At 33.4% G+C, this 14,171-nt stretch carries 12 protein-coding genes; 7 read left to right on the forward strand and 5 right to left on the reverse strand.

The annotated features are described in order from the left end of the window. The first annotated feature begins 159 nt into the window (after positions 1–159). Positions 160–1,605 carry an aminoacyl-histidine dipeptidase gene (locus NG806_RS10950; RefSeq protein WP_261513063.1) on the forward strand — a complete coding sequence of 482 codons (1,446 nt, stop codon included), beginning with the start codon at positions 160–162 and terminating at the stop codon, positions 1,603–1,605. 184 nt (positions 1,606–1,789) lie between these two features. On the opposite strand, the gene NG806_RS10955 is transcribed toward NG806_RS10950, so the two are convergent. Together NG806_RS10955 and NG806_RS10960 are read right to left on the reverse strand one after the other, a co-directional pair. Beyond that, positions 1,790–2,119 carry a 2Fe-2S iron-sulfur cluster-binding family protein gene (locus NG806_RS10955; RefSeq protein ID WP_089029176.1) on the reverse strand — a complete coding sequence of 110 codons (330 nt, stop codon included), beginning with the start codon at positions 2,117–2,119 and terminating at the stop codon, positions 1,790–1,792. Between the two features lie 12 nt (positions 2,120–2,131). Then, complete coding sequence (locus NG806_RS10960) at positions 2,132–3,187, reverse strand: NAD(P)/FAD-dependent oxidoreductase (RefSeq protein WP_214828939.1); 1,056 nt, start codon at positions 3,185–3,187, stop codon at positions 2,132–2,134. Between the two features lie 150 nt (positions 3,188–3,337). Between NG806_RS10960 and NG806_RS10965 the strand changes: the two genes are divergently transcribed. Further along, a complete protein-coding gene (locus NG806_RS10965; RefSeq protein ID WP_214828937.1) occupies positions 3,338–4,108 on the forward strand; it encodes a DUF3108 domain-containing protein in 771 nt (256 codons plus the stop codon). A gap of 86 nt (positions 4,109–4,194) precedes the next feature. On the opposite strand, the gene pheS is transcribed toward NG806_RS10965, so the two are convergent. Together pheS and NG806_RS10975 are read right to left on the reverse strand one after the other, a co-directional pair. Then, the gene (gene pheS / locus NG806_RS10970) at positions 4,195–5,205 is read right to left on the reverse strand and encodes a phenylalanine--tRNA ligase subunit alpha (RefSeq protein WP_214828936.1); all 1,011 of its coding nucleotides are present in this window, start codon (positions 5,203–5,205) and stop codon (positions 4,195–4,197) included. Between the two features lie 132 nt (positions 5,206–5,337). Further along, a complete protein-coding gene (locus NG806_RS10975) occupies positions 5,338–5,997 on the reverse strand; it encodes a YceI family protein (RefSeq protein WP_214828934.1) in 660 nt (219 codons plus the stop codon). A 75-nt stretch (positions 5,998–6,072) separates the two neighbouring features. Here NG806_RS10975 and NG806_RS10980 point away from each other — a divergent pair, with 75 nt between their 5' ends. Further along, positions 6,073–7,008 carry a sulfate/molybdate ABC transporter ATP-binding protein gene (locus NG806_RS10980; RefSeq protein WP_261513066.1) on the forward strand — a complete coding sequence of 312 codons (936 nt, stop codon included), beginning with the start codon at positions 6,073–6,075 and terminating at the stop codon, positions 7,006–7,008. A gap of 339 nt (positions 7,009–7,347) precedes the next feature. Here the strand turns inward: NG806_RS10980 and NG806_RS10985 are convergent, their stop codons facing one another. After that, positions 7,348–7,692 (reverse strand): zinc ribbon domain-containing protein YjdM, encoded by a 345-nt coding sequence (locus tag NG806_RS10985; RefSeq protein ID WP_214828930.1) that lies wholly within the window; start codon positions 7,690–7,692, stop codon positions 7,348–7,350. A gap of 253 nt (positions 7,693–7,945) precedes the next feature. On the opposite strand from NG806_RS10985, the gene NG806_RS10990 reads away from it, so the two are divergent. The 4 genes from NG806_RS10990 to NG806_RS11005 all read left to right on the forward strand — a co-directional run bounded on the left by NG806_RS10990 (position 7,946) and on the right by NG806_RS11005 (position 14,093). After that, positions 7,946–9,151: an RsmB/NOP family class I SAM-dependent RNA methyltransferase gene (locus tag NG806_RS10990; RefSeq protein WP_214829224.1), complete on the forward strand. Its 1,206-nt coding sequence runs from the start codon at positions 7,946–7,948 to the stop codon at positions 9,149–9,151. Positions 9,152–9,397: 246 nt separating this feature from the next. After that, entirely contained in the window at positions 9,398–11,062 is a 1,665-nt protein-coding gene (locus tag NG806_RS10995) for a GLPGLI family protein (protein WP_261513068.1), read from the forward strand. Positions 11,063–11,381: 319 nt separating this feature from the next. Then, positions 11,382–13,052 (forward strand): asparagine synthase B, encoded by a 1,671-nt coding sequence (gene asnB / locus NG806_RS11000; RefSeq protein WP_261513069.1) that lies wholly within the window; start codon positions 11,382–11,384, stop codon positions 13,050–13,052. Between the two features lie 231 nt (positions 13,053–13,283). Beyond that, complete coding sequence (locus NG806_RS11005; protein ID WP_214828924.1) at positions 13,284–14,093, forward strand: hypothetical protein; 810 nt, start codon at positions 13,284–13,286, stop codon at positions 14,091–14,093. Positions 14,094–14,171: the final 78 nt, after the last annotated feature.

The following is a 14,171-nucleotide window of genomic DNA, read 5'->3' on the forward strand; positions in this document are numbered from 1 at the left end:
GCAAAATCGTTTATTATTGTACTGGCGTTAATTTATAACCTTCCAATCCAACGATTTATTATTTTAGTGATTTTTCATTTCACAATAACACAATAAAAAGAATGCTCCTGAATTTACGGGAGCATTTTTTATTTCGTAATTTTGATAAAAATAAATTTTATGGAATTATCCAACATAGAACCACAAATTATCTGGAAAAATTTCTCCAAATTAAATGCGGTTCCAAGACCTTCAAAAAAAGAGGAAAAAGTAATAGCATTCATCAAGGCATTTGGTGAAAATTTAGGATTACCTACAACAGTCGATGAAGTAGGGAACGTTATTATCAAAAAGCCAGCTACTGCTGGAATGGAAAACCGAAAATCTATTGTCCTACAGTCGCACCTTGATATGGTTTGTCAAAAAAACAGTGATGTTAATTTTGACTTTGAAACTGAAGGAATTAAAATGGAGATTGATGGGGACTGGGTAAAAGCCAAAGGAACTACATTAGGAGCTGATAATGGTTTAGGGGTAGCTACGATCATGTCAATTTTAGAAAGCTCTGATATTCCTCATCCTGATTTAGAAGCACTTTTCACAATAGATGAAGAAACAGGAATGACGGGAGCTTTAGGATTAAAGCCAGGTCAGCTAACCGGACAAATTTTATTAAACCTAGATACAGAAGAAGACGATGAAATAGATATCGGTTGTGCAGGAGGAATTGACGTTACGATTACTCAGAATTATGGATTAGAAGATTCTAAAGGACAAATTGTAAGAATTGAAATCAAAGGTTTACAAGGTGGACACTCGGGAATGGATATCCACAAAGGGTTTGGAAATTCAAATATTATCCTGAGTAGATTGCTTTATAATGGCTTAGCTAAAGAAAATATACAGCTTATTTCAGTTGATGGTGGAGGCTTAAGAAATGCTATTCCAAGAGAGGCTGTTGCCACAATTTCCGTAAGAAATGCCAATGAGTTCATTGAAGAGCTGGCAAATGGTCTTAAAAAAGAAATTTTAGAGGAATTTGCCACTGTGGAACCAGGCCTTCAAATCAATATTGAAAACTCAACAAGTTCTGACAAAGCAATCTCTGAAGAAGATTCTAAAAAGATCATTTTAGTTTTAAAATCTCTTCATAATGGGGTTTATAGAATGAGCCCAGATGTAAAAGATCTTGTAGAAACATCTAATAATGTAGCAAGAGTAGAATTGAAAGGAGGAAGTTTAAGAATTTTAAACCTTTCAAGATCATCTGTAGATTCAAACAAATATGCGGTTGCAGAGCAATTAAAGTCTGTTTCTGAATTGGCTGGAATGCAGGTAGAATTTAGTGGCTCTTATCCGGGATGGAAGCCTAAACCAGGTTCTGAGATCGTTCAACTAATGGAAAAGATCTATACTGAAAAATTCAAAGAAACGCCTCATGTTGTCGCTTGTCATGCCGGTTTAGAATGTGGGATCATTGGAGCTAATTATCCTGAAATGGAAATGGTAAGCTTTGGACCTACCATCAGAGGAGCTCACTCTCCAGATGAAAAAGCAAATATCCCTTCAGCACAAAAGTTCTGGAGCTTCCTAAAAGAAATTTTAGCGAATATTCCTCAGAAATAAAACAATAAAATTTCTATATTGAATATCCAAAGTCGTTTGATTTTGGATATTTTTTTGCAAAATGAATTATCGATTTTTTATTAGAATGTTTCAATAAAAATAATAATGAAGGTATTCTTTGAGATAAACAAAAAACTCCTGAAAAATATTTTTCAGGAGTTTATATTTTTAAGTTAAAAATTTTCTAGGGGTATGGAGCAATTTCCACTTCAAGTCCTTCCATTTCTTCTACCATATGCAGCTGGCAACCCAGTCTGCTGTTCTCCTTCACATGGAAAGCCTCCGCTAACATTGCATCTTCTTCATCTCCCATTTCCACTAATCCCGGATCATTGATCACATAGACCTGACATGAAGCACACATGGCCATTCCTCCACAAACACCGATTGTTCCCTCTTCAGCTAATTCATATGAACGGATAATTTCCATTAAGTTCATAGACATATCCGTTGGTGCAACAACGTCATGAGCTACCCCCTCTCTATCGGTAATTTTTATATTGATATCTGACATAATTTTGCAAAATTAGTCAATTTTTTTCACAACTGCTTTCTCTGCTTCTTTACGGCTTCCATCAAATCCGTCTACTCCACTTACTGTTGTATATTTTAAAACGTATTTTTTACCTGGATTTAATCTGTTATAAACACTTTGACACATTAATGTTGCCTCATGGAAACCACACAGAATAAGCTTTAATTTACCAGGATATGTATTGATATCTCCGATCGCGTAAACTCCATCAATGTTGGTCTGATAATCTAGAGCATTGTTTACAACAATGGCATTCTTTTCAATATTAAGTCCCCAACTGGCAATATCTCCAAGTTTTGGAGTTAAACCAAATAAAGGAATGAAATAATCTGTCTCGAGATCATAAGCTTCTTCTCCATCTTTCTGCACAGTGATTGCAGAAACCTTACCCTCTCCTTTCACACCAATAACCTCAGCGGGAGTAATTAATTTTATTTTTCCGGCATTCTTTAGATCCTGAACTTTTTCAACAGAATCCAAAGCACCCCTAAATTCATTTCTTCTGTGAATCAGAGTCACTTCACTTGCTACATTTGACAAGAAAATACTCCAGTCCAAAGCAGAATCTCCACCTCCGGCGATTACTACTTTTTTATTTCTGAAATGCTCAGGCTCTTTTACAAAATACTCAACTCCTTTTTCCTCATAGTCGGCAATATTTTCAATAGTTGGTTTTCTAGGTTCAAAAGTACCCAATCCACCTGCGATAGCAATTGCTTTTGCTCTGTGTACTGTTCCTTTATTTGTAATCACCTCAAACCACTCTTCATCTACTTTAGTCAGCGTTACAGCAGTTTCTCCTAAGGTAAATCCCGGTTGAAACTGTTTGATCTGTTCCATTAAGTTATCAACTAAATCTCCTGCATTTACTGAAGGATAACCTGGAATATCGAAAATAGGTTTTTTAGGATAAAGTTCAGCCAATTGTCCTCCAGGTTGAGGAAGAGCATCTATAATATGGCATTTCATTTTAAGCAAACCAGCTTCAAATACTGCAAAAAGTCCAGTTGGCCCTGCTCCTATAATCAATATATCAGTAGTAATCATAACAAAATTTAATTTTACATATAGCTGCAAATTTACTAATTTTAACGACAAGCTGATTTAATTGAGTCTAAATAAAAACCTGAGATTTATCAAATAACAGGAAAAAGAGAAAAATTTTAATTTTGGCAGCGTTTTTGTAAAAACCATAGTATGAAGAAAATTTTCAATATCCTTGCATTATTCGTATTCTTTTTGGGCTTTGGTCAGATTGAAAATATAGCGGATGGTGAATCTATTACCTTTAGAATCCATTACGGAATTCTAACCGCTGGAAATGCAACCCTCACAACACAAAAGACAACCTACAAAGGTTCTCCGCATTTGTATGTAAAGGGAACAGGACAAACATCTGGTGCTGTAAAAGCATTCTTCAAGGTGGATGATTTGTATGAAAGCTTCATTAATACAGAAACAGGACTTCCCAGTTTTTATGTAAGAAATGTAAAAGAAGGCAGCTATCGCCAACATTTTGAAACGGTCTTCAATCACAACAACAACACACTGATCCTAACTGATAAAAAAACACCTGCTAATGGTTCCAAGGTAATAAAGTCGGTAAAAGGAGTACAGGACATGCTTTCCTGTTTCTATTACCTGAGAAGTCAAAGTCAGACAGATTTAAAAGTAGGAACAGTCATTAACATGAACGTATGGATTGATGATGAAATGTTTCCTTTCCGTTTGAAAGTGATCGGTACCGAAGACCTAAAAACAAAGTTTGGAAAGATCAATTGTTTAAAAATTATTCCTTCAGTAATAAGTGGAAGAGTATTTAAAGAAAAAGAAGGCGTTACCATGTGGGTTTCAAATGATGCTAACCACGTACCTATGCTGTTAAAAGCTGAATTAGCAGTTGGTTCTTTAAAGGCAAGTATTGATGATTATAAAAATGTGAAGTATCCGCTGAAGTTTACAAAATAATAGATGACCTTTTTTAAATTTTACTTTTAAAGTAAACCACAATAAATAAGAAGTAAAAAGCCTCCGAAATATCGGAGGCTTTTCTATTATAAAGTTTTAAATTGCTCTAAAGTTCTGATATCGTTTTCGAAGAACATTCTGATATCACTCATTTGATAAAGAAGCATTACAATTCTTTCGATACCCATTCCAAAAGCATATCCTGAATATTTCTCTGAATCAATATTTACATTTTTCAATACGGCTGGATCTACCATCCCGCAACCCATAATTTCTAACCAACCAGTACCTTTTGTAATTCTGTAATCAGTTTCTGAGTTTAATCCCCAATATACATCAATCTCTGCACTAGGTTCAGTAAAAGGGAAATAAGAAGGTCTCATTCTGATTTTAGATTTTCCAAAAAGCTCAGTAGTAAAAAACTGAATCGTTTGTTTTAAATCGGCAAAACTTACATTCTCATCAATATACAAACCTTCAATCTGATGGAAAATACAGTGAGAACGAGAAGATACCGCTTCATTTCTGAAAACTCTTCCCGGAGATAAAATTCTTATGGGCGGTTGGTTTTCTTCCATATAACGGATCTGTACTGAAGAAGTATGAGTCCTCAACAGAATATCCGGATTTTGCTCTATAAAGAAAGTATCCTGCATATCTCTTGCCGGGTGATATTCGGGAAGATTAAGTGCTGTAAAGTTATGCCAGTCATCTTCAATTTCAGGTCCGTCTGCTACAGCGAATCCAATAGATTTGAAGATCTCAATAATTCTGTTCTTCACCAAGTTGATAGGATGTCTTGATCCAAGCTCTAAGGGAAAAGCAGGTTTCGTAAGATCATCTTTCTCCAGAATAATAGAAGATGCAGAAGCACTTTTCAAGTCTTCTAATTTTATGGCAATAGCCTGCTTCAAAGAATTAACCTTTTGTCCGAATTCTTTCTTCTGATCATTAGGAACTTCTTTTAATGTTTCGTAAAAATCGTTTAGAACTCCTTTCTTACCATTATACTTGATTCGGAAATTTTCGATTTCCTCTTTAGATGTAGTATTGAAGCTGTTTACTTCAACGAGTAGTTCTTCTATCTTTTCTATCATTATTTTACCCTTTCAAAATGTTTTGCAAAAATACGATTTTTCAGTTTAAAAACTTTCTTATTTTATCATAAAAAAAATCTGCCCCTTATTCAGAGGCAGACTTCAATCACTTATTTCACTTAAATAAAAAAATTATTTCTTTTCTAAAGCTTTAACGTTGATCTGAAGAGTTACCTCATCTTTAATGACCCCGTTTTCAGCAGGAGCCTGGAATTTCACCCCAAACTCTTCTCTTTTAATATCTTTTGGCTCAGTTGCCACAGTTACCTCTCCTTCTTTCACAGAAACATTAGCTTTAAGCTGAAGTGGTTTTGTAATTCCTTTAATTGTTAAATTACCATCTAACAAGGTATTGTAATCACCTTCAGCAGCCGGTGTAACTTTAGTAATTTCATAAGAAGCAGTTGGGAATTTTTCAACTTCAAAAAAATCACCACTTTTCAAATGTCCATTTAATTTTCCCAGTTGGTCAGCATCATCTTTCAAATCAACTGATGTTAAAGAATTCATATCAGCAACGAATTTTCCACTTTCCAGTTTCCCTTCTTTTACTGTAAGATCTCCACTTTCAAACTTGATCGTTCCAAAATGGCTTGTGCTTTCGGATTTAAATACTTTATATCCTTTCCATTCTATTTTACTATTTAAAGTATCTAATGCATATTGAGTACCATCTTTTGTAGTTGCAACATCATTACTTTCGCTGGTAAGCGGTTTATCTTTTTTACAAGAAACCACTACAGCTGTAGCAAAAACGGCAGGGATAACGAAATAAAACAGTTTTTTTCTCATTTTTGATATTTTTTTATTACGTCCGCTAAGATAATAAAAAAAATAATTCTTTTATAAAAATACTACATTTGTAATATGCTATTAGAGATAAACAATTTATACTTTTCACACCGCGAAGATCAACCGCTTTTCCAAAACCTGAATATACGATTTGAGGAGGGCAAAATCATTGCATTGGCAGGAGAAAGCGGATGTGGAAAATCTACATTATTAAATTTAATTTATGGACTTTTAGACTGGGAAAGTGGAGAAATTATTTTTGATGGAATTCCACTTTTAGGTCCTAAAGGAAATCTTGTTCCGGGAGAAGCTGAAATGAAATTTGTAGCTCAAAATTTTGATCTGATGCCTTATTCAACGGTTGCTGATAATGTGGGGAAATTTATTTCAAATATTAATTTAGCTAAAAAAAGTGAAACTGTAGCGGAGCTTCTTGAGGTGGTAGGACTGGAGGAATATGGTAACGTTTTCCCAAAAAATTTAAGTGGCGGTCAGCAACAAAGAGTTGCCATTGCAAGATCACTCTCGGTGTTACCTAAATTACTTATTCTGGATGAACCTTTTAGTAATATTGATTTTCCACGAAAAATAGAACTTCGTGAAAGACTTTTCAGATATGTAAAACAGCACAATATCTCTTTAATTATTTCTACTCATGAGCTTCAGGATATTATGCCTTGGATTGATCAGATCGTTATCCTCCAAAATGGCAGATTAATTCAAAACAACAATCCTGAAGAAACTTATAAAGAACCTTATAATTCTTATGTAGCAAAGCTTTTTGGAGAAGTAAATATTTTTAATGAAAATGAAATAAATGATTTTCAGATTTCAAAGTTCTTTTATTACCCACATGAAATTAAAATTTCCGAGAATGGCTTAGATGCTGAAGTTCTGGAAAGCAGATTTGCTGGCAATCATTACTGGAATAAAATCAGTACGAAGAATAGAGACCTCATTGTTTACAGCAACAATAAACTGGAGAATCCGATTAAAATCACATTTGAATAGAAAGTTAAAAAAATAAAATATCGAAATCTAAGCGGTCATCTTTATTTTAATAACCCGTTTGACGATTTCAGTTAATCAACACATTTACTTATAGTTAATGTTAGTTTGTGGATAAATAATAAAAATCTAAGAATTCATTTTTAAAACTTTTTCTTACATTTGTATTTCCACAGCATAAGGAAACTTTTGGTTAATTCTCTTTCTGCCTCCAGGACAAACATTAGCAGAATCCTGCAATCTAGTCTTTGAAAGATTACACTGTCCAATCTTTTCCTTTTTTTGTTTTCTATAGACAAAAAATGCGTCCAAAGACGCACCAATATAGTTAAGAAATTTCTTCTAAGCTTTCTTTACAAACTCCGATTTTAGTGCCATTGATCCAAAACCATCAATTTTACAATCTATATTATGATCACTATCTGGTCGTAAACGGATATTTTTTACTTTAGTCCCTGCCTTTACTGGCTTAGGAGCACCTTTTACCGGTAAGTCTTTAATGACTACTACAGAATCTCCATCCTGCAATTCATTTCCATTGGAATCCAGTATTTTTCCTGAATTTGCAGCTTCAGCAGTAACTTCCTCCGCATTCCATTCATAGAAACACTGAGAACATACCGTCATATTATCACTTGGATAAGTAAATTCAGAACCACACTTTGGACAAAGTACAATATCACTCATATCTTTAAATTTCTACAAAGGTAGAGCTTTTTGAATGATAGAGTCAAGAGATGGAAATGGAATTCGAAAACCAAGAGTTAAGAGAAAAGAACAAAGAGAGAAGATAGATTGGTTTATTAGAGGAAGCAACATTTTATACTACTTCTGCCTTTATTTTCAAATCCACTTCTTCTCTTCAGAAGGCTAAATCTCTCAAGTATTAATTCTCAACTATAATTTGTACTTTTGCAGATTGAAAACAGGAGAAGCAATTATGGAACTTATTCACAGAAACTTAGCAATCGGAATTCACGATGCCCTACAAGAAACATTTTTTGAAAAAAATAAATACGCCGATAAAGTAATTGAAAGACTTTTAAAGGCTCATAGAAAATGGGGAAGTCAGGACAGAGCCGTTGTTTCTGAAATTTTTTACAATATCATACGTTGGAAAAAACGTTTGGAATATTATATGGGAGAAGGTGTAAAACCCAATAATGTTTATAAACTGATCATTGCTTATTTGCTTTGGAGTAAAACAAACTATAAAAGATTTGAAGAATTCGAAGGGGTAAAGATCGCTGATATCATTACTAAATTAAAAAAAGGTACAGTTCCTACAAAAGCAATTGAACATTCAATCCCGGAATGGTTAGCTGAAACTTTAGAAAAAGAATTAGGTGCTAACTGGGAAAAGGAAATGAGAGCTTTAAACGAACAGGCTCCGACAGTTTTAAGAGCGAATTCTCTTAAAACAACGCCAAAAGAACTGATCTCTGATCTATCCGATGAAGGTGTTACTGCTTTTACTGTAAGAAATTATCAAGACGCGGTACAATTAGAAGAAAAAAAGAATGTCTTTTTAACTACAGCTTTCAAAGAAGGATTATTTGAGGTTCAGGATGCCTCTTCTCAAAAAATCGGATATTTTCTTGATGTAAAAGAAGGACAAAGAGTCGTTGATGCTTGCGCAGGAGCAGGTGGAAAGACGCTTCACCTTGCTGCTCTAATGGAAAACAAAGGACAGATCATCGCTTTAGATATCTACGAATGGAAATTAGCAGAATTAAAACGTCGTGCAAAAAGAGCCGGAGCACACAATATTGAAACCCGCATGATTTCCGACAATAAAGTAATCAAACGCCTTCATGAAAAAGCTGACAGACTTCTTATTGATGCTCCTTGTTCAGGTTTAGGGGTTTTAAAAAGAAATCCGGATAGTAAATGGAAAATTGATCAGGCTTTCATTGACAGGATCAAAACAGAGCAGCAACAAATTCTACAGGATTATTCTAAGATCCTTAAAAAAGGTGGAAAAATGGTTTATGCGACATGTTCTATCCTACCTTCTGAAAACAATGGACAGGTTAAAGAATTCCTTAAAAACAATCCTGATTTTAAACTGATCAAAGATGAAAAGGTAATGCCTAGTGAAGGTTACGATGGGTTCTATATGGCACTGATCGAAAGACTTGCTTAATTAGAATTTCATTATTTAACATACAGCTACTCCACTTTCCTGGAGTAGTTTTTTGTTATATACCAATCCACCACCTCGAACTTAATATTTTAAACCAAAGGACATCTTATGATATTATGATAAAAATATTTTTATAATTCCGTAACATTCTTATTATATGTAACACCTATTATATCAAAAACCAATTTTAATTCGCAAAATAGACATGTATTACTAATTCTATCTTTGTGATAAACCCCTATTACTATGTATAAAAGAATTTTATTAAGTCTATCTATTTTCGTATTTTTTGTTACGAACGCACAGACGTATGAAATTCAATACATCAGTTCTTATAACGGAAAAGAACAAGCAGACCAATCTCCTACCTTTATATGGGTAAATTCTGAGGAAAATTATATTCTCAATAATTCAATAAGAGAGAAGAAAAGTGAATATCCATTTGAGATTACAAAAGTAGAGAAACCATCTAACACGATCGTTTCTTATGCTTTTTTAAAACCCTCTGAAACGATTTCTACATCGGATAAGGAATCGGTAAGCAAGCAAACTTTTGAATTAACCAGTGAAACTAAGAAAATATTAGGGTACACCTGTAAAAAAGCGGTTACCAAAATAAATTCCAACACTATTGAAGTTTGGTACACCAATGATCTAAAAATAAACGGCGGGCCATCAACATTAGGTCAAAATATGGGTTTGGTATTAGAAATTGAACGAAATAAAAACTCATTAATTACAGCCAGCTCCATTAAAAAAGTTAAGAAAGCGGATATTGATGACATTATAAAAGGTCAGATCAGAACTACTGATCTGTCAGGATATAAAGATCTTCTCTGGAAAAGCAGGTTTACCACTTTAAATATCTTTGAAAATGAAATTATTAATTTTTCAGATGAGTCAAAATCCGATGAGAAAGTAAAAAGATTCGCCAATGGAACTATCATTTTAAAAAAAGTAAAGTTTCCTAAACTATCTGATGGTGAAAATATTTTTGTTGAACTAAAGCAACAATCTAATGGTGACGCCTATGACAGAACGGGAACCGTATTTTTCATACCCCAAGATAAATCGCAATCTTTTTTTGATGGTTTGGAAAAAGGAGCCAAAACACTTCCTGTTTATGAAAATGGAAATGGAAAACAATATTATGGTATTACTTCAACGGAAAACTATGACCCAGGTATTGAAATGATGCGTTTCTTTACCGCTTTTGGTATTCAGAAATTTAATCATATCCAGTTGAAAGGAAAAGACTGGCAAACAATAAGTCCTTACCGACAGGATATTACAGATCTAAAGCCTTCTTTATCAGAAAAAGAACTTTGGATCGGTACATTTATAGGTAATTATGACAAAGGTGGACATAAGGTAAGCCTTGATATTACGATTCACAAAAGCGAACAGACCATTCATAAAAATAATATGGTACTACCACTGTTCAATACAGTAAATATTATGGAAATGGCTGGTCAGGATTATTCAACAATGTTCAATCAAGATAGAGGACTATTTGTAGAATTCACTTTGAAAAAGGATCTTAAAAATGTACAATTAAGGTACATTACTACTGGTCATGGCGGATGGGAAAATGGTGATGAGTTTGTTCCAAAGGCCAATTCTATATTCTTAGATGGCAAAATGACATTCTCTTTCACACCATGGAGAACAGATTGTGGATCTTATAGACTATATAATCCTGCGTCAGGAAATTTTCCGGACGGCCTTTCTTCCTCAGATCTGAGCAGATCAAACTGGTGTCCCGGAACACTTACCAACCCTAACTTTATTCCATTGGGGGATCTTAAAGCAGGTAAACATAATATCCAGATAAAAATCCCACAGGGACCAACAGAAGGCACAAGTTTCAGCTCATGGAATGTCTCAGGTGTTTTACTAGGAGTCCAATAAAAACAAAACCTTCTTGTGATATTAGTCACAAGAAGGTAAAAACACAAATGATGAAAAAAAATTATTTCGAGCCACAAAGTAAATGTAAAAATTCATATAATTAATTACCATAGATTAATAAATATATCGTTTTAATTTCGTATGAATAGTAGCATTAGTTTGTAGTGAAAAATATCAACCAAAATCATTTATTCTCATTAAATTAATTTATATTTTTAATTAAATTCAATTAATAAGTTAAAAATATTAACTTATATTTAATTTATATTGTCTTTTTTAAATTACAACCCTACTTTTGTTTCTAAATAAATGATAAAAAATGTGTGGAATTGTATGTTTGTTTGATGCGAAACAAAAAACTGAAATATTGAGACCTCAGGTCTTAGAAATGTCAAAAAAAATCCGTCATAGGGGTCCAGACTGGAGTGGTGTTTTTCAAAATGAAAAAGTAGTATTCTCTCATGAAAGATTGGCAATCGTGGATCCTACTTCTGGAAAACAACCGTTATTTTCTAAAGATGGAAATACCGTCTTAGCTGTAAATGGAGAAATATACAACCACAGAGAATTGAAAGAAGAATTCCCTGACTATGAATTTCAAACTCAATCTGACTGTGAAGTTATTTTGGCTCTTTATGAAAGATACGGAAAAGACTTCCTTGAAAAACTAAATGGTATTTTTGCTTTTTCACTTTATGACATAAAAAATGATGTTTATCTTATTGCTCGTGACCATATGGGAATATGCCCTTTATATCAAGGCTGGGACAGAAGTGGAAACTTTTATGTAGCTTCAGAATTAAAGGCACTGGAAGGGGTATGTAAAACAATAGAGACTTTTTTACCGGGACACTATATATATAGTAAGGATGGCAATGAAATCCAACAATGGTATAAAAGAGACTGGGTAAACTTCGATGAAGTAAAAGACAACGAAAGTGATATAAAAAAACTTAGAAAAGGACTTGAAGATGCCGTCCACAGACAATTGATGAGTGATGTTCCTTATGGTGTATTATTATCCGGAGGTTTAGACTCTTCTGTTATTTCTGCAATTACAGCGAAATATGCAAGACAAAGAGTTGAAAGCGGAGATACTCAGGAAGCATGGTATCCAAGATTGCATAGTTTTGCCGTAGGACTGGTTGGATCTCCTGATCTTACAGCCGCTAAAAAAGCCGCAGAACATATAGGATCTGTCCATCATGAAGTCAATTTTACTGTACAAGAAGGGTTGGATGCCATTCGCGATGTTATTTATCATCTTGAAACTTACGATGTAACAACGATAAGAGCTTCAACTCCAATGTATCTTTTAGCAAGAGTTATTAAATCTATGGGAATAAAAATGGTACTCTCTGGTGAAGGTTCTGATGAACTTTTTGGTGGATATTTATATTTTCATAAAGCACCGAATGCAAAAGAATTCCATGATGAGACGGTAAGAAAATTAGGAAAGCTTCACCTGTACGATTGCTTAAGAGCAAATAAAGCTTTAATGAGTTGGGGAATTGAAGGTCGTGTTCCTTTTCTGGATAAGGAATTCATGGATATAGCCATGTCCATTAATCCGAAGGATAAAATGATCAATGTCGCTGAAGGAAAAATAGAAAAATGGATCTTAAGAAAAGCTTTTGAAGACACGCTTCCGGAGTCTATTGTCTGGAGACAAAAAGAACAGTTCTCTGATGGTGTTGGCTATTCATGGATTGATACTTTAAGAGAGGTCGCAGAAAAAGAGGTTACCGATGAAATGATGATTAACGCAAAATTCCGGTTTCCACTGAACACTCCTCAAAATAAAGAAGAATACCGATACCGTACTATTTTTGAAGAGCATTTCCCAAGTGAAACCGCAGCAGCAACTGTACCATCTGTACCGTCAGTTGCTTGTTCAACCCCTATTGCATTAGAATGGGATGAGGCATTTAAAAAGATGAATGACCCAAGTGGAAGGGCAGTAAAAGTACATGAAACATCGTATGAATAATTAATCTTTGAGAGATAGATTTTTTGGAGTTAGACCATCAGAATAAAAATTATTCCGATCTGATTCTAAAGCCTCACATCCTATCTTCTAAAGTAAAATTTATTAATCCTGTAGCAATACAGGATTTTCTTTTGAATTAACAGCAAGAATATTGACAGATTTTAACCGACAATCAAAAATAGTATCTAATAAATAATTATATTTGGAAAACGAAAAAATCAATTTTATAAAATGAGAAGAACCATTACTATCTTTTTTGCTTTATTATCCATAAATTTTGCTTTTGGCCAAGGTAAATTTGGTAAATATCTTAACTCAAAAAAACTTGCCCTAACTTATAAGACTGTAAAGGATAACGAAAAAGAAAACTACTATCAACAATATTACTGGCTGGCAAAAGCTGAGCAATTAAAAACATATCCTCACCTTAAGGATGTAAAACCAATTGTTTTATATGAGTTTGTAAAAAAAGTAAACCCTCAAAATCTAACTAAAAAATTAGATGCAAGAGGTAAAGAATTAAGAGAAACAGCGGAATTATCTCTAAATCAATATTTTAAAAATAAAAATTTTGAGAACAATGCTGTTTTGATGTACAATCTCGAAACGTATGTGGATCCTTCTCAAGGCGAATATTTCACAAAAGTAGATCCTGAAAAAATTAAGGAACTGGTACCAAAAGAATTATTTGCATTCAACTCTCTAAACAAAAAAACTCAGGAAGAGAAAACATACTACCTTTGGATCGACAAGAAGAAAGATGATTTTAATATTGTAGATATTATTCCTAGTGAAGAAGATAAAAAATTCTATGCTTCTTTAAAGCAATACCTTCCGGGATATAAGTTTTCAAAATATGTTCCTTCTGTGAAAAAAGGAAATAAAACAGATAAAACAGATGTTGATTTTTACTACATCATGCCATTTGAACAGAACACGGATAACATTGAGTATAAAACAACAGATTTCAAAACTTTTATTTTAAGCCAGTACAGAAAAGCTGGGGATGAATGGAAAGGAGTAGAAAAAACTAAAAAATAAATTAAAAAGTCTTGTGAAATTTCACAAGACTTTTTAATTTTATAGATATTTCTTATATCTAATAATAAATTCTATTAA

Source organism: Chryseobacterium paludis (assembly GCF_025403485.1).
Classification (GTDB): domain Bacteria; phylum Bacteroidota; class Bacteroidia; order Flavobacteriales; family Weeksellaceae; genus Chryseobacterium; species Chryseobacterium paludis.